At 73.1% G+C, this 22,741-nt stretch carries 18 protein-coding genes and 1 pseudogene; 3 read left to right on the forward strand and 16 right to left on the reverse strand.

The window, feature by feature from the left end:
- Positions 1-76: 76 nt before the first annotated feature.
- Positions 77-1,237, forward strand: a complete 1,161-nt coding sequence (locus AC07FK_RS19335) for a hypothetical protein (RefSeq protein ID WP_479106108.1) — start codon at positions 77-79, stop codon at positions 1,235-1,237.
- 51 nt (positions 1,238-1,288) lie between these two features.
- On the opposite strand, the pseudogene AC07FK_RS19340 reads toward AC07FK_RS19335, so the two are convergent.
- The 15 genes and pseudogenes from AC07FK_RS19340 to ggt form a co-directional block, all read right to left on the reverse strand.
- Positions 1,289-1,765, reverse strand: a pseudogene (locus AC07FK_RS19340) (serine hydrolase); the annotation flags it as partial.
- Positions 1,766-1,817: 52 nt separating this feature from the next.
- Complete coding sequence (locus AC07FK_RS19345) at positions 1,818-2,339, reverse strand: methylated-DNA--[protein]-cysteine S-methyltransferase (protein ID WP_479106109.1); 522 nt, start codon at positions 2,337-2,339, stop codon at positions 1,818-1,820.
- Between the two features lie 11 nt (positions 2,340-2,350).
- Complete coding sequence (locus AC07FK_RS19350; RefSeq protein WP_479106110.1) at positions 2,351-3,814, reverse strand: AlkA N-terminal domain-containing protein; 1,464 nt, start codon at positions 3,812-3,814, stop codon at positions 2,351-2,353.
- 49 nt (positions 3,815-3,863) lie between these two features.
- Positions 3,864-4,385, reverse strand: a complete 522-nt coding sequence (locus AC07FK_RS19355; RefSeq protein WP_479106111.1) for an O-acetyl-ADP-ribose deacetylase — start codon at positions 4,383-4,385, stop codon at positions 3,864-3,866.
- A 30-nt stretch (positions 4,386-4,415) separates the two neighbouring features.
- Positions 4,416-5,831, reverse strand: coding sequence for a phytoene desaturase family protein (locus tag AC07FK_RS19360; protein ID WP_479106112.1), 1,416 nt, complete (start codon positions 5,829-5,831; stop codon positions 4,416-4,418).
- 123 nt (positions 5,832-5,954) lie between these two features.
- Positions 5,955-6,773 (reverse strand): inositol monophosphatase family protein, encoded by an 819-nt coding sequence (locus AC07FK_RS19365; protein ID WP_479106113.1) that lies wholly within the window; start codon positions 6,771-6,773, stop codon positions 5,955-5,957.
- 50 nt (positions 6,774-6,823) lie between these two features.
- On the reverse strand, positions 6,824-8,629 hold the full coding sequence (locus AC07FK_RS19370; RefSeq protein WP_479106114.1) for a gamma-glutamyltransferase family protein: 1,806 nt from the start codon (positions 8,627-8,629) through the stop codon (positions 6,824-6,826).
- Positions 8,630-8,756: 127 nt separating this feature from the next.
- Positions 8,757-10,301: an NCS1 family nucleobase:cation symporter-1 gene (locus AC07FK_RS19375; RefSeq protein WP_479106115.1), complete on the reverse strand. Its 1,545-nt coding sequence runs from the start codon at positions 10,299-10,301 to the stop codon at positions 8,757-8,759.
- A 49-nt stretch (positions 10,302-10,350) separates the two neighbouring features.
- The gene (locus tag AC07FK_RS19380; protein WP_479106196.1) at positions 10,351-11,352 is read right to left on the reverse strand and encodes a TIGR03842 family LLM class F420-dependent oxidoreductase; all 1,002 of its coding nucleotides are present in this window, start codon (positions 11,350-11,352) and stop codon (positions 10,351-10,353) included.
- Positions 11,353-11,378: 26 nt separating this feature from the next.
- Positions 11,379-12,782, reverse strand: coding sequence for a dihydropyrimidinase (gene hydA / locus AC07FK_RS19385; protein WP_479106197.1), 1,404 nt, complete (start codon positions 12,780-12,782; stop codon positions 11,379-11,381).
- A gap of 336 nt (positions 12,783-13,118) precedes the next feature.
- Complete coding sequence (locus AC07FK_RS19390; protein ID WP_479106198.1) at positions 13,119-14,405, reverse strand: aspartate aminotransferase family protein; 1,287 nt, start codon at positions 14,403-14,405, stop codon at positions 13,119-13,121.
- Between the two features lie 8 nt (positions 14,406-14,413).
- Positions 14,414-15,256, reverse strand: coding sequence for a nitrilase-related carbon-nitrogen hydrolase (locus AC07FK_RS19395; protein WP_479106116.1), 843 nt, complete (start codon positions 15,254-15,256; stop codon positions 14,414-14,416).
- Between the two features lie 185 nt (positions 15,257-15,441).
- On the reverse strand, positions 15,442-17,070 hold the full coding sequence (locus tag AC07FK_RS19400) for a hypothetical protein (RefSeq protein ID WP_479106117.1): 1,629 nt from the start codon (positions 17,068-17,070) through the stop codon (positions 15,442-15,444).
- Positions 17,071-17,201: 131 nt separating this feature from the next.
- Complete coding sequence (locus AC07FK_RS19405; protein WP_479106118.1) at positions 17,202-17,597, reverse strand: PPOX class F420-dependent oxidoreductase; 396 nt, start codon at positions 17,595-17,597, stop codon at positions 17,202-17,204.
- A gap of 254 nt (positions 17,598-17,851) precedes the next feature.
- Entirely contained in the window at positions 17,852-19,690 is a 1,839-nt protein-coding gene (gene ggt / locus AC07FK_RS19410; protein ID WP_479106119.1) for a gamma-glutamyltransferase, read from the reverse strand.
- 103 nt (positions 19,691-19,793) lie between these two features.
- On the opposite strand from ggt, the gene AC07FK_RS19415 reads away from it, so the two are divergent.
- Positions 19,794-20,537: a hypothetical protein gene (locus AC07FK_RS19415; RefSeq protein ID WP_479106120.1), complete on the forward strand. Its 744-nt coding sequence runs from the start codon at positions 19,794-19,796 to the stop codon at positions 20,535-20,537.
- 14 nt (positions 20,538-20,551) lie between these two features.
- Here the strand turns inward: AC07FK_RS19415 and AC07FK_RS19420 are convergent, their stop codons facing one another.
- The gene (locus tag AC07FK_RS19420) at positions 20,552-21,319 is read right to left on the reverse strand and encodes an alpha/beta fold hydrolase (RefSeq protein WP_479106121.1); all 768 of its coding nucleotides are present in this window, start codon (positions 21,317-21,319) and stop codon (positions 20,552-20,554) included.
- Between the two features lie 217 nt (positions 21,320-21,536).
- On the opposite strand from AC07FK_RS19420, the gene AC07FK_RS19425 reads away from it, so the two are divergent.
- Positions 21,537-22,718, forward strand: coding sequence for a L,D-transpeptidase (locus tag AC07FK_RS19425; protein WP_479106122.1), 1,182 nt, complete (start codon positions 21,537-21,539; stop codon positions 22,716-22,718).
- Positions 22,719-22,741 lie beyond the last annotated feature (23 nt).

Below are 22,741 nucleotides of genomic sequence, written 5' to 3' on the forward strand. Positions count from 1 at the left end.
TCCACAGCCCCACTCTTCGTCCCGCTCCCGTCCCGCTTCCGTCCCGCTCCGTTCCTCGACGAGACCTGGAGAGCCCATGCGTACATTCGCCCGTGGAGTCCTGACTGTCCTGGCCGCCGGTGCCCTGGTGGCCCAGAGCGCCGGCGCGGCGGTAGCGGAGGGACCGGGGGCCGGACGCCTGCCCACCGAGATAAGAGGTGGGGCGTGGAAGGCCGGGCACGTGCAGGGCGTCGCGGTGGACCGTCACAAGGGGTTCATGTACTTCTCGTTCACCAACCTCCTCGTCAAGACCGATTTGCGCGGGAATGCAGTGGGGTCCGTATCCGGATTCACCGGACATCTCGGCGACCTGGACTACAACGTCAAGGACGGGAGGGTCTACGGCTCGCTGGAGTACAAGGCGGCGAAGGCGTTCTACATCGCGATCCTCGACGTGGACCGGATCGACCGCATGGGCATGGACGCGCGGACCAGCGACGTCGTGTCGACGGTGCACCTCCAGGAGGTCGTGGACGACTACACGGCCGACATGAACGGCGACGGGAAGTTCGACGGCGACACCGCGAACACGCCCGACCACCGGTACGGCTGCAGCGGCATCGACGGGGTCGCCTTCGGTCCCGAGTTCGACCGCGGCAGCCGCACCAAACGCGGCAAGCAGGTCCTGACGGTCGCCTACGGCGTCTACTCGAACGTCAAGCGGCAGGACAACGACCATCAGGTCCTGCTCCAGTACGACGTGCGGAAATGGCGCAGGTTCGAGCGCCCGCTGCCGGAGAGCGCGCCGCACACCAGCGGCCCCTCGGAGGTCGACGGCAAGTTCTTCGTACGGACGGGCAACACCCGGTACGGCGTGCAGAACCTCGAGTACGACGAGCACTCGGGCAACTGGCTGATGGCCGTCTACAAGGGCGCGAAGCCGCAGTTCCCGAACTACTCGCTCTTCGTCGCCGACGGTTCCAAGCGCCCGGTCACCGGTCCGGTCACGGGGCAGCCCGTGCCGGAGCGGGGCGAACTCCTGCCGCTGCTGCGCAAGGGACTGCACCACGAGGCGTCCGGCACGTACGGGTGGGAGTCCGGCGGGCAGTACGGGCTGATCTCGCTCGGCGACGGGCGGTACTACCTCGTCGAGGCCGGGACGGTGGTGGAGGACGGGGTGACCAAGCAGACGGCGCGGGCGGTCCTGCACCGCTGGACGGGCGGAACTCCGGACCCGTTCACCCCGGTCACCGAGTAGCCGCTCGCCCTCCGACGGCGGCCGGGCGGCCGCCGTCGGAGGTTCCGCGGCTCAGCGGCGGAGCAGTTCGCAGACGAAGTCCTCCCGGACCTCGCGCATCCGGGCCACGAGTTCCGGTGTGTTGCCCTCGCCGAGCTGGGTGTTGAGGGAGAACGTCATGGACCGCCTGCCGTCGGGCGTGGCGGCGAACTGGGTGTAGCCGAGGATCGTGCCGGTGTGGCCGTACACCACGCCGCAGCGGATCTCGTACCGGAACAGGGCCAGACCGGCCTTGTTGCGGCCGGGGCCGGGGTTCACGGAAGAGCCCGCGACCCACTTCGTCTGCTGCTTGCGGGTCTTGTCCGGGAAGAGCGCGCCGCCCGCGTACGCGCGCATGAAGGCGTTAAGGGCCTCCGCCATCAGGGCCACCGCGATGTTGTCGGAGGTGGAGTACCGGTAGCGCGAGCCCGGCGTGAAGCGCAGGGGTTCGCCGGCGACGAAGTCCAGCAGCCGGCGGGATCCGATCTCGCGGCGCGGGTGGGACGTCAGGTTCCACCTCCGCCACTCCGGCCCGGTAGACCTTCACCTCCTTGGCCGGCGGCTAGAAGAGCCGGCCCGCCGCCCCCGTCCCGCCCGCCTCGAACGCCAGCAGCCTCCGCTTGCGCTCCAGGCCGCCGCCGTAGCCCGTGAGGCTTCCGGCCGCGCCGACGACCCGGTGGCACGGCACGATGATGCCGACCGGGTTCCTGCCGTTGGCGAGGCCGACGGCCCGGGACGCCGCCGGGTTGCCGAGGCGCTCGGCCAGCTCGCCGTACGTCCAGGTCTCGCCGTACGGGATCAGCCGGAGCTGCGCCCACACGCTGCGCTGGAACGGTGTGCCGTCCAGGGTCAGTTCCAGGTCGAACTCCTGCAACTCCCCGGCGAAGTACGCGTCGAGCTGCCGGACGGTCTCCTGCAGGATCCCGGGCGTGCGGTCCCCGAAGGACTCCTCCGGCGGCCGGTGGCGTTGCTCGGTCATGTACAGGCCGGACAGCCTGCCGTCGGTCGCGACCAGCGTCAGCGGCCCGTACGGGCTGTCGACGACACAGTGCTGCCGCGTCCTCTTGCCTGTCTTCGTGTGCATGTACGCGCTCCTCATACCGGCAGGTTGTTGATCGGGTGGGCGTCGGTCGCCCACAGGTACTGGACGGCGTAGGCCCGCCACGGCCGCCAGGCCGCCGCCCGCGCCGTGAGCGCCGCCGGGGTCGACGGCAGCCCCAGGTCCCGCGCGGCCCGCCGGACGCCGAGGTCGGTCGGCAGGAACGCGTCCGGGTCGCCGAGCGCCCGCATCGCGATCACCTCGACCGTCCAGGGGCCGAAGCCGGGCAGCGCCATGAGCTCGGCGCGGGCGCCCTCCCAGTCGCTGTCGAAGCCGAGTGCGAGCTCTCCGCCGGCGAGCGCGGCGACCAGGCTGGTCAGGGTGGTGCGGCGGCTGCGCGGCAGGGCGAGCGCCCCGGGGTCGAGGGCCGCCAGCCGGGCGGGTCCCGGGAAGAGGTGGGTGAGTCCGCCGGCCGGATCGTCGACCGGCGTGCCGTGGGCGGTGACCAGGCGGGCCGCGTGGGTACGGGCCGCCGCCGTCGAGACCTGCTGGCCGAGGACCGCGCGTACCGCGAACTCCGCCGCGTCGGTCGTGCGCGGCACCCGGCGCCCGGGGGCCTTGTCGACGAGCGGGGCGAGCAGCGGGTCGGTGCGCAGCTGGTCGTCGACGGCGACCGGGTCGGCGTCGAGGTCGAGCAGCCGGCGGCAGCGGCTGATGGCGATGGTCAGGTCGCGCAGGTCGGTGAGGGACAGCAGGCAGCCGATGTGGTCGGGGTGCGGGGTGAGGGTGGCGATCCCGTGGCCGTACGGCAGGGCGAGCGTGCGCCGGTACGCCCCGTCGCGCCACTCCTCGACGCCCGGGACGGCGGTCGCGGCGAGGTGGCCGAAGAGGTTGGAGGGGTTGAGCGGGGCCCGGAACGGCAGACGCAGGGAGATCGCGCCCGGGGTCTGCCGCTGCTTCCCGCCGCGGCTGCGCAGCTCGCTGGGCGAGAGGGCGAAGACCTCGCGCACGGTGTCGTTGAAGGTGCGCACCGACGAGAAGCCGGCGGCGAACGCCACGTCCGCCATGGCCAGCGGCGTCGTCTCGATCAGCAGGCGCGCGGTCTGGGCGCGCTGGGCCCGGGCGAGGGCGAGCGGGCCCGCGCCCAGCTCGGCCAGGAGCTGGCGTTCGATCTGCCGGGTGCTGTAGCCGAGGCGGGCGGCGAGGCCGGGGACGCCTTCGCGGTCGACGACGCCGTCGCCGATCAGGCGCATGGCACGGGCGACGACGTCGGCGCGGGCGTTCCACTCCGGGGAGCCGGGGCTGGTGTCGGGCCGGCAGCGCTTGCAGGCCCGGAAGCCGGCCTGCTGGCAGGCCGCCGCGCTGGGGTAGAAGGTCATGTTCGCGACCTTGGGCGGCACTACCGGGCAGCTGGGGCGGCAGTAGATCCGGGTGGTCAGGACCGCGGTGAAGAACCAGCCGTCGAAACGCGCGTCCTTGGACTGGACGGCGCGGACGCAACGCTCGGTGTCGGTGTGCATGCTTCCAGCATCGGGGAGGCCGGACCGCGGGGCTGGCGAGAATCCGACATCAGGGTGCGGCTGCCAGGGCCGCCTCGAACGCCGCGTACGCCGTTTCGTCGAAGAGTACGAACCGCACCTCCGCGACGGACCCGCCGGCCGCCTCCCGTACCGTGCGGACGGCGATGCGCGCGCCGTCGTCCACCGGCCATCCGTACACACCGGTCGAGACGGCGGGGAACGCCACGCTGACCGCGCCCAGCTCCGCGGCCACGTCCAGTGACGCGCGGTAGCAGGAGGCGAGGAGCTCCGAACGGTCCTGATCGGGCTGCCACACCGGGCCCACGGTGTGGATGACCCACCGGGCGTTCAGCCGTCCCGCCGTGGTCGCGACCGCGCGCCCGGTCGGCAGCCCCTTCCCGTAGTGGGAGGCGCGCAGGCGGCGGCAGTCGGCCAGGATGGCGGGGCCGCCCTTGCGGTGGATGGCGCCGTCGACTCCGCCGCCGCCCAGCAGCGACGAGTTGGCGGCGTTCACCAGGGCGTCGACGTGCTGCTCGGTGATGTCACCGCGTACGAGAGTGATGACCGCCATCCAGCCGTTCTCCCTTCCTTGCAGGCGATGTCAGGCCGTGCGCAGCCGCCGCCAGACCGCCTTCGCCGCATTGTGCCCCGACATGCCGTGCACCCCGGGGCCCGGCGGAGTCGCGGAGGAGCAGATGAAGACCGCCGGATGCGGTGTCGCGTACGGGAAGAGCGTCACCTTCGGCCGCAGCACGAGCTGGAGGCCCGTCGCGGCGCCGCACGCGATGTCGCCGCCGATGTAGTTGGCGTTGCGGGCGGCCAGTTGCGGCGGTCCGGCGGTGGCGCGGGCCAGCACCCGGTCGCGGAAGCCGGGTGCGAAGCGCTCGATCTGCCGCTCGACCGCCTCCGTGAGGTCGCCCTCCCAGGCGTGCGGGACGTGGCCGTACGCCCAGAAGACGTGTTTGCCCTCGGGGGCCCGGGACGGGTCGACGAGGCTCGGCTGGGCCGTGATGAGGAACGGCGTCCGGGGGGCCGTGCCGCCCGAAGCCTGGTTCAGCGCGGTGGCGATCTCGCCGCTGCTCGGGCCGATCTGGACGGTGCCGGCCCGCCGGGCCTCCTCCGCGGTCCAGGGCACAGGGCCGTCGAGCGCGTAATCGATCTTGAAGACGCTCGCGCCGTACCGGTACTTCTCGTACGCCCGCCCCAGACCGGCGATCCGTGCCAGCGCGGTGGGCGAGGTGTCGAAGACGTACGCGCGCGCCGGCGGCAGGTCGTCCAGGCGCTTGACCTCGAAGCCGGTGTGCACCACGCCGCCGAGGTCGCGCAGGTACGCCGCGAGGGCGTCGGAGACCGACTGCGAACCGCCCCGCGGCATCGGCCAGCCGCCGGCGTGCGCGGCGAGGGCGAAGACCAGCCCGACCGCGCTCGTCGCGATCCCGCCCAGGGGCGCTATGACATGCGCGACGAGACCGGCGAACAGCGCCCGCGCCTTGTCGTCCTTGAAGCGGCGCAACAGCCACGTGCTGGGCGGCAGCCCGTCGATCCCGAACCGGGCCAGGGTCAGGGGGTCGCGCGGCAGCGCGCTGTAGGGCAGCGACATGAAGTCCCGCGCCAGCGTGTCCCACTTGGCCACGTACGGCGCGACCAGCCGCCGGTACGCGCCGGCGTCCCGGGCGCCGAACGACGCGGCGGTCTCGGCGACCGACCGGGACAGCACGGCGGCCGTGCCGTCGTGCCACGGGTGGGCCATGGGCAGCTCCGCGTGCAGCCACTCGAGCCCGTACCGGTCCAGCGGCATGGCGTTGAAGGCGGGGGACCCGGCGCCGAGCGGGTGCACGGCGGAACAGGGGTCGTGGCGGAAGCCGGGCAGCGTGAGCTCCTCGGTCCTGGCGCCACCCCCCACGGTGTCCAGCGCCTCGAACACCTCCACCGAGAAACCCCGGCGGGCGAGTTCGACAGCGGCGGTCAGTCCGTTGGGTCCCGCCCCCACGACGACGGCATCGAGCATCGACGGCACCTTCGGACTCCTTCGTCAGCCGATGGCCAAGGGTGCCAGGATATTCCCGGCCCCGGGTGTGCGGACGGCGGGAGGGGCGGGTGGCCGGAAGCACGCGCCCATCCCGCCGCGCCCGCCCGGGTGTTACGCCGCCCCGCCGCCCAGCAGGGCGGCCACCCGCGCCGCCGTGGCCGCGTCCCGGGCGGCCGTGAACGGCAGCGCGTTGCCGCCCGCCAGGCGGAACCTCTCCCCGGCCACGGTCGTGTGCGCACCGCCCGCCTCCTCGACGAGCAGCAGCCCGGCCGCGTGGTCCCACGCCAGTTCCCAGCTGAACGCCACGGCGTCCAGATCGCCCCGGGCCACCGCGAGATACTCCAGACCGGCCGACCCGCAGGGCCGCGCTTCGACGCCCGGGGTGTTCAGCCCGAGCAGCGCCGCCTTCTGGTTCTCGCTGCTGAAGTCCGGGTGGGACGTGGCGACCCGCAGCGTCGCGCACGAGCCCGGCACACCGGCCCGCAGGGCCGCGCCGTTCAGCCGGGCCCCGCCGCCCCGCACCGCCACGGCCATCTCGTCGAGCACCGGCGCGTACGTCCACGAGGCGAGGACCTCCCCCCGGTGCGCCAGAGCCACCAGCGTGCAGAAGCCCGCCTCGCCGCGCACGAACTGCCGCGTGCCGTCCACCGGGTCCACGATCCACACCGGCGCGTCGCCGCGCAGCGCCTCGTACACCGAGGGGTCCTCGTGGACCGCCTCCTCCCCCACGACCACGGAACCGGGCAGCAGCCGGGTCAGGGACGCGGTGAGATGCTCCTCGGCCTGCCGGTCGGCGATCGTGACCAGGTCGTGCGGCCCGGTCTTCTCGACGATCTCGTGCGCGGCGAGCTGCCGGTACCGGGGGACGATCTCGGCGGCGGCCGCCTTGCGCACGGCCTCTTCGACGTCGGACAACTTGTCATCGATCATGTCTCCAGCAAAGCACGCCACGCTGACAACGGCGGCAACCCCCGGTGCCGTCACCGCCCGACCGCGTAACCCTGCATTCCCCTGGGGTTCGCGGCGGCGGACAGCACACCGGTGCGCGGGTCGCGCGCGACCGCGCACAGCCGCCCCTGCGACCACGGCCCGCCGACCGTCACGCGATGCCCCCGGCGGCGCAGCTCCTCGACGACGGACGCGTCCGTGCGGGACTCGACGGTTACGCTGCCGGGCCGCATCGCGCGCGGATGGAAGGAGCCGGGGAACGCGTCGGTGTGCCAGTTCGGCGCGTCGACGGCCGCCTGCAGGTCGAGTCCGCCGCGTGCCGTCCGGCCGGCGAGCGCCACCGCGAGGAAGAAGTGCAGCTGCCACTGGTCCTGCTGGTCGCCGCCGGGTGTGCCGAAGGCCAGCACGGCGGTTCCGTCGCGCAGGGCGAGCGTCGGTGAGAGGGTGGTGCGCGGCCGCCGGCCGGGGGTGAGCGTGTTCGGCAGCCCTTCGTCCAGCCAGGTCATCTGGAGCCGGGTGCCGAGCGGGAAGCCGAGTTCGGGCACCACCGGGTTGGACTGGAGCCAGCCGCCGCTGGGCGTGGCCGCGACCATGTTGCCCCAGCGGTCGACGACGTCCAGGTGGCAGGTGTCGCCCCAGGTGGCCCCGTTCCCGGCGACGGTGGGCTCACCGGCTCCCGGGGCCGGGTGCGCGGCCTCGGCTCCGGGCTCCCCGGCGGCGACGGCCGACGCGTGCGCGCTCAGCACCGGCGTACGCCCGCCGGGGCTCCCGGGCCGCAGCTCCAGCGAGGCCCGGTCCCCGACCAGGGCGCGGCGCCCGGCGTTGTACGACGGCGAGAGCAGCGCGTCGAGCGGCACGCCGGCGGCGTCGCCGTACCAGGCCTCCCGGTCCGCCATCGCCAGCTTGCAGCCCTCGACGAGCAGGTGGACCCAGTCGGCACAGCCGTACGCGGGCAGCTCCGGCGGCAGCAGTGCGAGCTGCTGGAGGAAGACGGGCCCCTGGCTCCAGCCGCCCGCCTTGCACAGCGTCCAGCCGTTCCAGTCGTACGTGACGGGCGCCTCGTACGTCGCGGACCAGCCGGCCAGGTCGGCGGCGGTCAGCGTTCCCGCGTGCCGGTCGCCGGTGGTGTCCGTCGTGGGGCGCGCGGCCTGCCGTACGAGCGCCTCTGCGATGAACCCCTGGCGCCACACGGCGCGGGCCGCGTCGATCTGCCGCGCCCGGTCCGCGCCGCCCGCCGCCTCGGCCTCGGCGGTCAGGCGGCGCCAGGTCGCGGCGAGAGCGGGGTTGCGGAACAGCTCGCCCGGGGCGGGCGCCCTGCCGCCCGGCAGGTAGACCTCGGCGGACGAGGTCCACTCCGCCTCGAAGAGGGCCCGCACCGTTTCCACCGTCTCGCCGATCCGCTCGACGGGCGGATGCCCGTCCTCGGCGTACCCGACGGCGTACCGCAGCACCTCACGGAGCGACAGGGTGCCGTGGTCCCGCAGCAGCACCATCCACGCGTCGAAGGCTCCGGGCACGGCGGCGGCCAGGGGGCCGGTGCCGGGCACGAGACCGAGCCCCAGCGCCCGGTAGTGCGCGGCGCTCGCCCCGGCGGGCGCGGGCCCCTGTCCGCAGAGCACCCGCACGTCTCCTTCCGCCGGCGCGAGGAGGATGGGCACCTCCCCGGCGGGTCCGTTGAGGTGCGGCTCGACGACGTGCAGGACGAACCCGGCGGCGACGGCGGCGTCGAAGGCGTTGCCGCCGCCCTCCAGGACGGCCATCGCGGACTGCGAGGCCAGCCAGTGGGTGGAGGACACCATGCCGAAGGTGCCCTGGAGGGTGGGGCGGGTCGTGAACATCGCGGCGGCTCCTCGGTGGGGGCTCGGGTGCGTGGGTGGCGGCCGGCGGCCATGTGCACCCGGTCGTCCAGAACCGAACGCGTCGCGGCCGCCCTCGGCCGGGGGTCTGTGCGCGACGCGCGCCCGGTCATCGCGGTCGTGGGAACAGCGTGCGCCCGGTCGGCCGCATCAGCGCCGCGTACAGCACCAGCGCGCCGGCCAGGCCCACCGCCCAGCCGTAGTCGGCGAGCGGCCTGAGGAAGGGGATCAGGCCGTCCTCGGGGAACGGGCCCTTCCCCGGGGCGGAGTGCGAGCCGCCGACGGCCAGGACCCCACCGGTGACGAAGGCGGCGAGGGCTCGCCAGTTCCATCCGTTCGTGTACCAGTAGCGGCCCTCGGGGCGGTAGAGGTCGGCGAGGTCGAGGACGGTGCGGCGGACGATCCAGTAGTCGGCGATCAGGATGCCCGCCACCGTACCGAGCAGGCCGCCCACCAGGCCGAGCCACGTGAAGATGTACAGCTCGGGAGTGGCCGTGAGCTTCCACGGCATGATGACGACGCCGACGACGCCCGTGATCAGCGCGCCCTTGCGGAAGTCGACGAGTTTCGGCGCGAGGTTCGCCAGGTCGTACGCCGGCGAGACGACGTTCGCCGCGATGTTCACCGAGATGGTCGCGATCAGCACCGTCACCAGCGCGAAGAGCAGGCCGAAGACGTTGTCGGTCTTGGCGGCGAGCGCCACCGGGTCCCAGACCGCCGCGCCGTACACCGCCTGCGAACCGGAGGTGACGAAGACCGAGAGGAGGGCGAAGAGCGTCATCGTCGTCGGCAGGCCCAGTGACTGACCCCAGATCTGGGCCCGTTGACCCGCGCCGAACCGCGTGAAGTCGGGGATGTTGAGGGAAAGGGTGGACCAGAAGGCGATCATGCCCATCAGCGACGGGAAGAAGACCTTCCAGAAGTCCTCGCCCCAGCCCAGCTTCGAGGGCTGGTCGAGCAGCGGGCCCAGCCCGCCTGCCTTCCAGGTGATCCACCCGAGCAGGACCAGCGCGCCGACGATGACGAAGGGCGCCGCCCAGTTCTCGAAGCGCCTCAGCGCCTCCATTCCTCGGTAAATGATGGCGAGTTCGAGCACCCAGAACAGGAGGAAGCAGAGCCACAGCGTCCACGGTTGCCCGCCGATCCGTGACGCCTCGGCCCACCCGCCGAAGATCTTGCCCAGCAGGACGAAGATCCCCTGGCCGCCGATCCAGGTCTGGATGCCGAACCACGCACAGGCGACCCCGGCCCGGATCAGCGCGGGCACATTGGCGCCGCGCAGCCCGAAGGAGGCGCGCGCGAGGACCGGGAAGGGGATGCCGTACTTGGGTCCCGCGTGGCCGGTGAGGAGCATCGGCAGCAGCACGATCACGTTCGCCAGCGCGATCGTGAGGACGGCCTGCTTCCAGTCCATGCCGAGGGTCACCAGGCCGGAGGCCAGCAGCCAGGAGGGGATGTTGTGCGCCATGCCGACCCACAGGGCCGCGAAGTTGTACGTCGTCCAGCGCCGCCGTTCCACCGGCACGGGCAGCAGGTCGTCGTTGACGAATCGGCTGTCGGACCCCGCCGCGCCCGGCGCGAGCCCGACGCGGCCCTCCGCGTCGGGCTCGCCGGATATGGGGGGCGGGGGATCCGTGGGGACGGTCGCGGTCATGGCGGCGGGACCCTTCGCTGGTGAATCGGACGCAGACTCGGGCTCGGGCTCAGGAGGTGAGCGCGGGGATGATCTCGGCGCCGTACGCGTCGATCGTCTCCTCGCGCGCGTCGTGCATGTCGTAGACGGCGAACTGGTCCACGCCGAGTGCGCGCAGCGCCTTCAGCTTCTCGATGTGCGCCTCGGCCGGCCCCAGCAGGCAGAAGCGGTCGACGATCTCGTCGGGCACGAAGGCGGTGTCAGGGTTCCCGGCCCGCCCGTGGTGGCTGTAGTCGTACCCCTGCCGCTGTTTGATGTACTCCGTCAGCGCCTCCGGCACCAGCCCGGAGTGCTCGCCGTACCGGGCGACCAGGTCCGCCACGTGGTTGCCGACCATGCCGCCGAACCACCGGCACTGGTCCCGCGCGTGGGTGAGGTTGTCGCCGACGTACGCCGGGGCCGCCACGCAGATCGTGATCGACGCCGGGTCGCGCCCCGCGTCCGATGCGGCGGTGCGCACCGCTTTGATCATCCACTCCGTCAGGAACGGGTCCGCGAGCTGGAGGATGAAGCCGTCGGCCTTCTGCCCGGCCATTTCCAGCGCCTTGGGCCCGTACGCCGCCATCCACACCGGCAGCCGGCCGTCGCGCACCCACGGCAGGCGCAGCCGCTTCCCGTCGACCTCTGCCTCCCGGCCCTCCGCCAGGTCGCGGATGACGCCGATCGCCTCGCCGAGCCGGGCCAGGGTGTTGGGTTTGCGGCCCGCCACGCGCATCGCGGAGTCGCCGCGGCCGATGCCGCACACCGTCCTGTTGCCGTACATCTCGTTGAGGGTGGCGAAGGTCGAGGCGGTGACCTCCCAGGTGCGGGTGCCGGGATTGGTCACCATCGGTCCGACGACGAGGTGTTCGGTGTGTTCGAGGATGCGGCTGTAGATGACGAAGGGTTCCTGCCACAGCACGGCCGAGTCGAAGGTCCAGCCGTAGCGGAAGCCGTTGCGCTCCGCGCGCCGCATCAGGCCGACGACCGCCGATGCGGGCGGGTCGGTCTGCAGGACGAGTCCGAAGTCCATGTCGTGGACCTCCCGGTTGTTCAGGGTCAGTTCAGGTTCTGACACGTGGATCGGGGCGTGTAGATGCCGTGTCCTGCCCGGCCGGTGAACTCCCGCTTGTCGATCACGAGTTCGCCGCGCGAGAGCACCGTCTCCACCTGACCGGTGACCCGCTTGCCCTCGTAGGCCGAGTAGTCGACGTTCATGTGGTGCGTTTCGGCCGAGAGGGTCTGCTCGGCGTGCGGGTCGTAGACGACCACGTCGGCGTCGGAGCCCGGCGCGATCGTCCCCTTCTTCGGGTAGAGGCCGAACATGCGCGCCGGGGCCGCGCAGGCGATCTCGATCCAGCGGCGGCGCGAGATGTGCCCGTCGACGACGGCCTGGTGAAGGAGGTCCATGCGGTTCTCGACGCCCGGCAGCCCGTTGGGGATCTTCGAGAAGTCACCCCGGCCGAGCTCCTTCTGCCCCGAGAAGCAGAAGGGGCAGTGGTCGGTCGAGACGACCTGGAGGTCGTTGGTCCGCAGGCCCCGCCAGAGCGCGGCCTGGTGCTCGCGCGGGCGCAGCGGCGTGCTGCACACGTACTTGGCGCCCTCGAAGCCGGGCTCGGCGAGGTTGTCGGTGGACAGGAAGAGGTACTGGGGGCAGGTCTCGCCGAAGACGTTCAGCCCCTTGTCGCGGGCCGCGGCGATCTCCGCGACGGCCTCCTCCGCCGATACGTGCACGACGTACAGCGGCGCGTCCGCGACGCGCGCGAGCTGGATCGCGCGGTGGGTCGCCTCGGCCTCCAGGAGGACCTTGCGGACCTCCCCGTGGTAGCGGGGGTCCGTGCGGCCCTCGGCCAGCGCCTGTTCGACGAGGACGTCGATCGCGATGCCGTTCTCCGCGTGCATCATGATCAGCCCGCCGTTGCCGGCCGAGCGCTGCATCGCCCGCAGGATCTGCCCGTCGTCGCTGTAGAAGACGCCGGGGTACGCCATGAACAGCTTGAAGGAGGTGACTCCCTCCCCCACGAGCAGGTCCATCTCCTTGAGCGAGTGCTCGTTGACGTCGGAGAGGATCATGTGGAAGGCGTAGTCGACGGCGCACTTGCCGTCGGCCTTCGCGTACCAGGCGTCGAGCCCTTCGCGCACGGCGTGCCCCACGCTCTGCACCGCGAAGTCGATGATGGTCGTCGTGCCGCCCCAGGCGGCCGCCCGTGTGCCCGTCTCGAAGGTGTCGGAGGCGAAGGTGCCGCCGAAGGGCAGTTCCATGTGGGTGTGCGCGTCGACGCCGCCCGGGATGACGTACTTCCCGGTGGCGTCGATGGTGCGGTCCGCAGTCCAGGCCCCGGCGGCGCCGCTGCCGTGGGCGGCGAGGGCCGCGACGCGCCCGTCCTCGATCAGCACGTCGGCGTGGACTTCGTCGGAGGCCGTGATGACGAGCCCTCCGCGCACAACAGTACGGTTCACGATTCCTGCCCCTTCCCGGGCAGCAGGACCGGACGCCCGCGCAGCCGGGGGACCCGCCGCCTGTCGAACTTCTGCCGTTCTCGGTCTACACCCGTAGAACCGCGTGTGCAGGAGACCGTAGAAGCATGTCACCCACCGTGGCAATACCGTGGCTGTTCCTCACGGGTGACGGATGTGTCGCCCGTGGGCCCGGGGCCACCCCGCCTCGCGGCGGGCCGGTCCCGGACGCACGGACGCTCCCGTCCGGTGTCGGATCCCCCGCCGAACACCATCCGTTCGGCGGCGTGTCCGTCGCCGTACCGCACGAAGCGCTCACGGCCCGGCCGCCCGGTCAGCGGCTCACTGCGCGTTCCGCAGTGCCTTTTCGAGGATGCGGGCGCCCTCCTCCGCCTCCGTGACGCTCAGCGTCAGGGGCGGGGCGATGCGCAGCACGGCGGTGTTGTGGCCACCGCCCTTGCCGATGAGCAGGCCGCCCTCGCGCGCTGCTTCCAGTACCGCCGCGGCCGTCTCGGGCGCCGCCTCGTCCGTACCGGGCTTGACCAGTTCGACGGCCGCCATCAGGCCACGGCCGCGCACCTCGCGTACGCACGGGACGCCGGCGGTGACCGCGCGCAGCCGCTCCAGGAGGAGGCCGCCGACGCGGCGGGCGTTGTCCTGGAGGTGGTGCTCCAGGAGGTAGTTGAGGTTGGCGAGGCCCGCCGCCATGGTGATGGGGCTGCCGCCGAACGTGGAGATGGAGTTGGCGTCGAGGCAGTTCATCACCTCGGCGCGGGCGACGACGCCGCCGATGGACATGCCGTTGCCGATGCCCTTGGCGAAGGTGAGGATGTCCGGCGGCCCGTTCTGGCCGTGCGCCTGCCACCCCCAGAAGTGCTCGCCCGTCCGTCCCCAGCCGGTCTGCACCTCGTCGGTGATCCACAGGATGCCGTGCCGGTCGAGGACTTCGCGGAACGCGGCGTACAGCCCGTCGGGCGGGGAGGTGAACCCGCCGACGCCCTGCACGGGTTCGGCGATGAGGGCGGCGACCTGGCCGCGCGTCTGGCCCAGGAGGTCTTCCAGGTCGGCGACGCACGCCTCGACGAACTGGGCGTCGGACAGCTGCGCGTACGGGCCCCTGGAGCGCACGCCGCCGTGGACGTACAGCGTCTGGAGCGGCGAGAGGCTGGTCGTGGACCAGGCGCTGTTGCCGGTGACCGACACGGCGGAGAAGGACCGGCCGTGGTAGCTGTTGCGCATCGCCAGGATCTGGTTGGAACGGCGGTACGTCGTGGCGAGCAGCAGGGCCGTGTCGTTGGCCTCGGTGCCGGAGGTGGTGAAGAAGACCCGCGCCTGCGGGATGCCGGAGAGGGTGGCGACGCGTTCGGCCAGCTCGACCATGGGGCGGTTGAGGTAGAGGGTGGAGGAGTGGATCAGGCGGCCGGCCTGCTCGCTGACGGCCTCGGCGACCTCGGGGAGCGCGTGGGCGGTCATGGTGGTGAGGATGCCGCCGAAGAAGTCCAGGTACCGCTTGCCGTCGGCGTCGTAGACGTACCGGCCCTCGCCGTGCGTGATCTCGATCGGCTCCCGGTAGTACAGGGACAGCCAGTCGGGCATGACGGCCTGGTGGCGGCCGAGCAGTGGGGTCACGTGGTGGGTCACGGGTTCACCAGTCCTTCGTACGCGTCGGGACGGCGGTCCCGGTAGAACGCCCACTGCTGACGCACTTGCTCGATGACGTCGAAGTCCAGGTCCCGGACGACGAGTTCCTCCTCCTTGTCACCGGCCGTCGCGCCGACGAACCGGCCGCGCGGGTCGACGAAGTAACTGGTGCCGTAGAAGTCGTTGTCGCCGTACTCCTCCTGGCCGACGCGGTTGATCGCGGCGACGAAGTACTCGTTGGCGACGGCGGCGGCGGGCTGCTCCAGCTGCCAGAGGTGGGCGGACAGGCCCCGGTGGGTGGCGGAGGGGTTGTAGACGATCTGGGCGCCGTTGAGGCCCAGTTGGCGCCAGCCCTCCGGAAAGTGGCGGTCGTAGCAGATGTAGACGCCGACCTTGCCCACGGCCGTGTCGAAGACCGGCCAGCCCAGGTTCCCCGGCTTGAAGTAGAACTTCTCCCAGAAGCCCTTGACCTGGGGAATATGGTGCTTGCGGTACTTGCCGAGGTAGCTGCCGTCGGCGTCGATCACGGCGGCGGTGTTGTAGTAGAAGCCGGACTGCTCGACCTCGAAGACGGGGACGACGACGACCATGCCGGTCTCGCGGGCCAGATCCTGCATGCGGCGCACGGTGGGACCGTCCGGGACCGGCTCGGCCCACCGGTAGTGTTCGGCGTCCTGCACCTGGCAGAAGTACGGGGCGTTGAAGACCTCCTGGAACCCTATGATCTTCGCGCCCTGCCGGGCCGCCTCGCGGGCGTGCTCCTCGTGCTTGGCGATCATGGATTCGGTGTCGCCGGTCCAGGTCGCCTGGACGAGGGCGGCGCGTACGACGTTGGCCATGACTTGTCTCCTTCAACGGGACGTCAGAGACCTTCTACGCCCGTAGATTCGGGACGTAGAGGGATGAACGTAAGCCCCGGCGGGGAGTGGGGCAAGACCATCGTCGTCAACCCGCAGAGTCGATCACGTTTCGCACCCGGGGGAGTGACACGGGAGGGGCGCGATGTTCACGCGCCGCCCCGCCGTCACGGCGTCGCGCCCGCCACGCGCAGGGCGTGGACGAGGTCCCGGTGGAGGCTCCGCGACACCTGCCGCGCCGCGTCGAGCAGCAGCGGAGCGAGGCGTCGCGGGTCGGCCCTGGCGACCCGGGCGGCGTCCTCGGGCGTACGGACGCGTACGAACGCGGCGGCCAGCGCCCGCACTTCGCGTGCGCGGCCGCCCTCCTCGTCCAGGGCGAGCAGCGCTGCCGCGATCTCGGGGGCGGGACGGGCCACGCCCTGCCGCAGCAGGTTCCGGGCGTCCTCGGCGAGGCCCGCGCCCTCGAGCGCCGCCGCCACGGCGGCCACGCGGCCGGGCGGCAGCGACGCGGCCTCCCACAGGAGGGTGGCCCAGTCGGCGCCGAGTCCGGCACCGTGCAGGGCACCGGCGAGCACCGGCAGGCGTGCGGCGGGCCACCCGGCGGCCTCGCAGAGCAGCGTGTACGCCTCGCCGCCGCTCCCCCGCGCCCGCAGGTGTACGAGCACGGCGACGGTCTCGGTGACCACGCGCCGGTCCTCGGCGAGCCCGGCGGCGTCCGCGACGACGACGGGGGGCGGCTCTTCGACACCGGCGTACCGGGCGCCCCGGGGCGCCGCGGCCCGCACGGGAGGCACCGCCGGCGCGGCGGAGGCGGCGCCGCCGTCCGCGTCGAGCCCGGCGTAACGGGCGCCCCGGGGGCGCCGCTCGGGGGCCGCGGCGCGAAGGAGGCCCGCCTCGGAGGTGCTGCGCCCGCCGGGCCCCGGTTGGTGAGCGGGAGACGGTCCCCGGTCGCCGTCCGGTGCCGCCGGTCCGTCCCAGGCGTGCCGCAGCGGCGCTTCGGGCTGGTCCGCGTCCCGACCGTCCCAGGCGTGCCGCAGCGGCGCTTCGGGCTGGTCGGCGTCCGGGCTGTCCGCGTCCGGCTCGTGCGGCGTCCGGGGCCGCGGCTGGGTGCCGTCGGCTCCGGCCGTCTCCCCCGTGCCGGGGGAACGGGCGGGGCGGGGGAAGGAGGGCTCCCGCGCGCGGACGTCCGGCGACCGGTCCGGACGGGTCGCCTCCCGGGCGTCGGCGGACCCGGGCCCGGTCTCGTCCGTGCGGAACCAGGAGACCGGGGCCGGCGGGCGGCCCCCGGGCGGCGCGTCGAGGGCCGCCAGGCGGGCGGTCAGCTCCGCGCAGCGGGCCGTGGCGCGCGCGTGGTCGTCGCGCGCCCACGCCGACTCGGCGTCGAGCTCCTGCCGCCCCGGTCCGCCGGCCGAGGCCCGCGCGCGCCGCGTCAGATCCCGCACGCGCTCGGCGGCGTACGCCTCCTCGCGGCGCATCGCATCGAGCCGCTCCACCAGCGTCGCGCGCCCGCCCGGCCGCCGGTCGTACGCGGCTGCCGCCGCGCCGTGCAGCGCTCGCGCACGCCCGGCCTCGCGCTCGGCGGCGGCCGTTCCGTGCCCCGCCGCCAGGTCCTGGAGCAGGGCCTCCAGTACGTCCCGGGGCGGCAGTTCGGTCCCGTCGAGGCAGGCGCGCATGCCGTCGGGGTCGCGCCGCCAGAAGACGCCGGACCAGCCGGCCCCCGGGTCGACGCGCGCCGTCAGCTCGCGCAGGCAGCGCGCGAACGCCTCGATCTCCGCCGGGAGTCGCCCCACCGTCATTGCCGCCCCGCCCCCGCCACGCCGTCGTCGCCGCCCTGGAACCCTCGGTCCGCAGGCATTCGACCGCAGCTGTGTTACGGGACGGCTACAGGGAGTTTTCGACGGGGCGCGGATAGCTCCTGCCGCCGGGGTCAGAGGCTGATGGCGATCCCCACGTGCGGGCGCTTGCCGAGCCTGACGACGGCCGCCGGCACGTCCGTGAGCCAGAACCGCCAGCTGTACTTGCGCGCCAGCAGCCTGCGCGCCGTGCGCAGGCCGTCCGCGTCGAGCACGCGGGCGGTTCCGTCGGCGGAGGGTGCGCCGTCCCTGACGCGTCCGCGCACGTCGCACACCGTCACGACGACCCGCCCGTCGTTGCGGATGCGCTTGACCTTCCAGGAGTCGGCCCTGGTCCACACGTAGAGCTCGGCGCCGTCGGAGGCGGCCCACACCGGGGTGGCGACCCCCGTGCCGTTCTTGCGGAAGGTGGTCAGGCTGACGTACGGGCTGCGGCCGAGCACGGCGAGCGGATCCTGGTCGGAAGTCATGCCGACGAGGCTACGTCGTACGCGCGCGGCACACGGAAGCCGTCCCGTTTCGCGCCGCCCGTGCCGCCGGGCTCGGACGGGAGCCGGAACGCGACCGCGTGCCTGGACGCGCCGCGACCTGCCGCGCGGCGGTGGAGCTCCCGCTGCCGCGCTGGGCGCGGCCCGTGAGAGCCGCGCCCGGCGCGGCGGTCCGGCGTTGAGCCGTTCCCCCCGGCCGGGGAGCCGGGGAGCCGGGGTGCGACCCTCCGCCGGGACTACCGCTCGCCGCCGGCCGGGCGGACCACCATCGCGGAGCCGCCGCCCCGCCGCTCCCGCTCGGCCGCCGCGAGCCACCGCCCGTCCGGCAGCCGCTGCACGCCCGTCGCCGCCCCGATCTCCTGGTTCAGCTTGAAGACGTGCCCGATCGCTTCGAGTTCCTCCCGCAGCCGGCGGTCGTTCCACAGCCCCGGTTCGAGCTCGGTCGTCGCCGCGTTGCGCTGGCTCGCGCGCGGCGCCGCGATGGCGTCGACCAGCGGCAGCCCGCGGTCCAGATGCCCCGTCAGGGTCTGGAGCACCGTCGTGATGATGGTCGCGCCGCCCGGCGAGCCGAGCGCCAGCAGCGGCCGCCCCTCCTCCAGGACGATCGTCGGGGACATGGAGGAACGCGGGCGCTTCCCAGGGCCCGGCAGGTTCGGGTCGTGGACCGCCGGGTTGGCCGGGGCGAAGGAGAAGTCCGTCAGCTCGTTGTTGAGCAGGAAGCCCCGCCCGGGGACGGTGATGCCGCTGCCGCCCGTCGACTCGATGGTGAGGGTGTACGCGACGACGTTGCCCCACTTGTCGGCGGTCGTCAGGTGCGTCGTGTTCTCGCCCTCGTACGTCGTCGGTGCGGCCGGGCCCGCCGCACCGCACCCGCCGCCCGGCTCGCGCGGGTCACCCGGCGGGAGCGGGCTCACCAGCACCGCGTCGTCCCGTATGAGGCACTCGCGCGAGTCCGCGAACCGCTGCGACAGCAGGCCCTTCACCGGCACGTCCTCGAAGGCCGGGTCGCCGACCCACCGCCCCCGGTCCGCGAACGCGATCCGGCTCGCCTCGATGAAGCGGTGCAGGTATCGCGCCTGCGAGGAGGCCTCGGGGGAAAGGTCGGTGCGCTCGAGGATGTTGAGCGCCTCCCCCACCGTCGTACCGCCCGAGGACGACGGCGCCATGCCGTACACGTCGAGCCCCTGGTACGAGACCTTCGTCGGCGCCTGTGCGCGCGTGCCGTACGTCCGCAGGTCCTTCGCCGTCAGGTCACCGGCCCGCACCACCCGCGTCGCGCCGGGGCGGACGGGAGGCGTGCGGACCGTACGGACGATGTCGCGGGCGATGCCGCCCCGGTACAGCTCCCCGACGCCGTCACGTCCCAGCTTGTCGTACGTACGCGCCAGGTCGGGGTTCTTGATGCGGGAGCCGACCACCGGCAGTTTCCCGCCCGGCAGGAACAGCTTCGCCGAGGCCGGGAAGTCCCGGAACCGCGCCTCGTTCGCCGCGGTCTGCGACCGGAAGGTGGAGTCGACAGTGAAACCGTCGCGCGCGAGCTTCCGCGCCGGGGCGAGGAGCGTTCGCAGCGGCTTGGTGCCCCACTTCCCGAGCACCGTCTCCCAGGTGGCCGGGGTCCCGGGGGTGCCGACGCCCAGCCCGCTCGTCATCGCCTGGTCGAAGGGGATCGGTTTGCCGTCCTCAAGGAAGAGGGAATCGTCCGCGCTCAGCGGCGCGGTCTCGCGGCCGTCGATCGTGCGTACGGTACGGGACTTGGCGTCGTAGTGGACGAAGTAGCCGCCGCCCCCGATGCCCGCCGAGTACGGCTCGGTGACGCCGAGCGCCGCCGCCGTCGCCACAGCCGCGTCGACCGCGTTGCCGCCGCGCCGCAGGACCTCGATGCCGGCGGCGGACGCGTCGGCGTCGACGCTGGCGACCGCTCCCCCGTACCCGGCGGCGACCGGTGTCTTGACGGGTGGCGGCGGGGACGTCGCGGACGCTTGGGCCAAGGCGGCGGACGGGGCGGTGGCGCCCACTGACACCATCACCGCCGCGGCGGCCCAGAACGACAGCACTCGTACCGTGGAGCGGCGCATGCGTACCTCCAGTCAACACGTGTCCGGGCAGCGTAACTTCAGCGCGCCGCGTGCGTCAGGACCCCTCGAACACCGGTGCGCCGTGGCGCTAGCATGCCGCCCCATGACCGAAGACGTACGCAACATCGTGCTGGGCGTGTTCGCGGCCGGGATCAGCGCCTCGATCGGCTGGCTCGCCCGTACGTACCTGTGGCGGCGCAAGCTGCGCCGCAAGCAGGAGTTCCTCGGCATGCCCACGGACTCCGAGTCGCTGCTCGTCGTGAACCGCGACACGGGCGGCGAGGGCGTCCACCGGTACGACGTCTTCGCGCTCCTCGAACTCGCCGCCGTGGTCAAGGACTGCGGCGCGCACGCGCAGATCCTCTCCCACGACGCGGCGCGCCAAGGCATCGGCGAGCGCACCGAGTTCTGCGTCGGCGGCCCCGCGTCGAACCGGCGCACGGCCGCCCACCTGCAGAGCCTGCTGCCCGGTGTGCGGATCGACACGGACGCCGCGCCGGGCCCCGACCGGGCCGCCTTCCACATCGGCGGCGAGCGCTACCCGCTGGACCCGGGCGTGGCGGAGTATGTCCTGCTGGCGCGCCTCACGACGCGTCAGGGGGCCAGGCCCGTCTTCCTCTTCTGCGGCCAGCGGGCCATCACCAACCAGGCCGCGACCCGCTATCTGGCCCGCAACCACGAGAAGCTGGCCCGCAAGCACGGCACCGGCTCCTTCTGCCTGCTGCTGAAGGTGATCAATTCCGAGGCGTACGGCCCGGACGTGGTCGAAGTGGTCGCGGACGTGACGCGCGCCGCGCGGGAGCCGGTCCCGGCCGCGCCCCACCCCTCCTCCCGGGCGGCCGGCTAGCCCGCGCGCCGCGCTCAGGCGCGCAGGAAGTCCTCGACGGTACGGATCAGCTGGAGCGGCGTCTCGTCCATCGCGTAGTGGCCCGCGCCCGGCAGATCGGCGAGCGCGCCGCGCGGGAACCAGCTCAGCCAGGTCCGGCGCATCAGATCGGCGCTCAGCGCCGGGTCGAGGGCGCCGGTGACCGCGAGGGCGGGTACGTCGGCTCCCTTGATCTCGGTGTGGAAGTCCTCACCGGCCCAGGACTCGAACCAGGCGCGGAACGCCTTCGGGTCGCTCCGCTCCACCGACCGGCGCACCATCCGGTCGAGCCACGCGGCCGGGCGGTTCCCGCCGGTCGTCGAGTCGAGGATGACGCGCCGGTTCGCGGGCCGGTCGGCCGCGTCCGCGAAGAGTTCCCACTGCTCGGGCGGCATCCGCAGCCCGCTCGCGGGCACGGGCGACACGCCGACCAGGCGCCGTACCCGCTGCGGCGCGGCGGCCAGTACGCGCTGGACGACGGAGCCGCCCATGGAGTGTCCGACGAGCGAGAAGGAGTCCCAGCCGAGCCGGTCGGCCAGCTCCAGCACGTCCGCCGCGCCCTCGGCCGTCGTGTACCGGCCGGGCTGCCGCCTGGCCTCGCCGTATCCGCGCAGGTCGACCACGGCGTAGCTGAAGGTCCGGGTGTCGAGGTCCGGCAGTACGGCGGCGAAGGCGCCGCGGTCGGCGAGCCAGCCGTGCACGGCGAAGACCCGGTGGGGCCCGTCGCCGAGCAGCGTGTGCGGCAGTACGAAGGAGGAGGCCACGGCGTCTCCGATCGGGAGGTGGGGCTGTGTCGCTGCTCACGTTGACCGAGAGGACGGGCACCGGCAAGACCGCGTATCCGGCTGTCACGGGCCATTGGCCCTTCCCTTCTGCGTCATTTGTCACAGCTGATTTGGGCGGATTTCCCCCTGTTGAGGCAACCGATCCCTGTTCAATCGACTCTTCGGGACGACAGACATCGCACCGGAGGTTTCCCAGTTGATCCGCTCGAGCCCCACCCGCCACCGCACCCGCACCCTGCTGGCCGGCGCCGCGACGCTGACCGTCGCGCTCACCGCCTGCTCCGCCGGAGGGGCCGGCCGGGCCGACGCGGCCGGCCGGTCCGGCCAGGCCCCCGAGATCTCGGTGAACCTCCGCGGGAAGCACGCCGAAGCCGGTGAACCGGTGCGGGTGAAGATCGCCGAAGGCAGCCTGAGCAGCGTCACCGTGCGCGACTCGCGGGGCGGGAAGCTCACCGGCACGGTCTCCGGGGACGGGAAGTCCTGGACCTCGGAACGCGGGACCGCCCCGGGCACGACGTACTCCGTCCGGGCCGAGGACGGCAGCGGCGCCGACGCGCGGACCCGCTTCACCACGACGGCCCCCGACAAGGTCAACAAGCTCGGCCTGACCCCCGGCAACGAGACCACGGTCGGCGTCGCCCAGCCCCTGTCGGTCGTCTTCGACCACCCGGTGAAGAACAGGGCCGCGGTCGAGGAGCACATGAAGGTGTCCACCTCGAACGGCACCGAGGGCTCCTGGGGCTGGCTGCGCGACTACTCCGGCAGGGACCGCGTCGACTGGCGCCCCAAGGAGTACTGGAAGCCCGGCACGAGGGTCTCCCTCGACGCGGACCTGAAGGGCGTCGACTCGGGCGCCGCCGGAGGCTGGTTCACACGCGACTACTCCACGCACTTCACCGTCGGCGAGCGGCAGATCGTCAAGGTCGACCTCGATCGCCACCGTCTGCGGCTGACCCGCGACGGACAGACGGTGAAGGACGTGCCGATGTCGGCGGGCACGCCCGGCGGCGACAAGGCCTCGTGGCGCGGTACGGCCGTTCTGATGGCCAAGGAGGGCACCATCAACATGCGCTCCGAGACCGTGGGCCTCGGCGACGCGTACGACAAGATGGTCGACTCCTCGATGCGCCTCACCTGGTCCGGGATGTACGCGCACGCCGCGCCCTGGAACAAGGCGTACCTCGGCAAGGCCAACAAGAGCTCGGGGTGCGTCGGCATGAGCGACGAGGACGCCGCGTGGATCTACCGCCACGTCCACGTCGGCGACCCGTTCGAGATGACCGGGGACGACGCGAAGGGCACGATCGCGGCCAACAACGGCTACGGCGAGTGGAACCTCTCCTGGGCCGACTGGCGGACGAAGAGCGCCCTGGGCTGACACCGCGTCCAATAATTGTTACC

It is taken from the genome of Streptomyces sp. NPDC046122 (assembly GCF_056429965.1).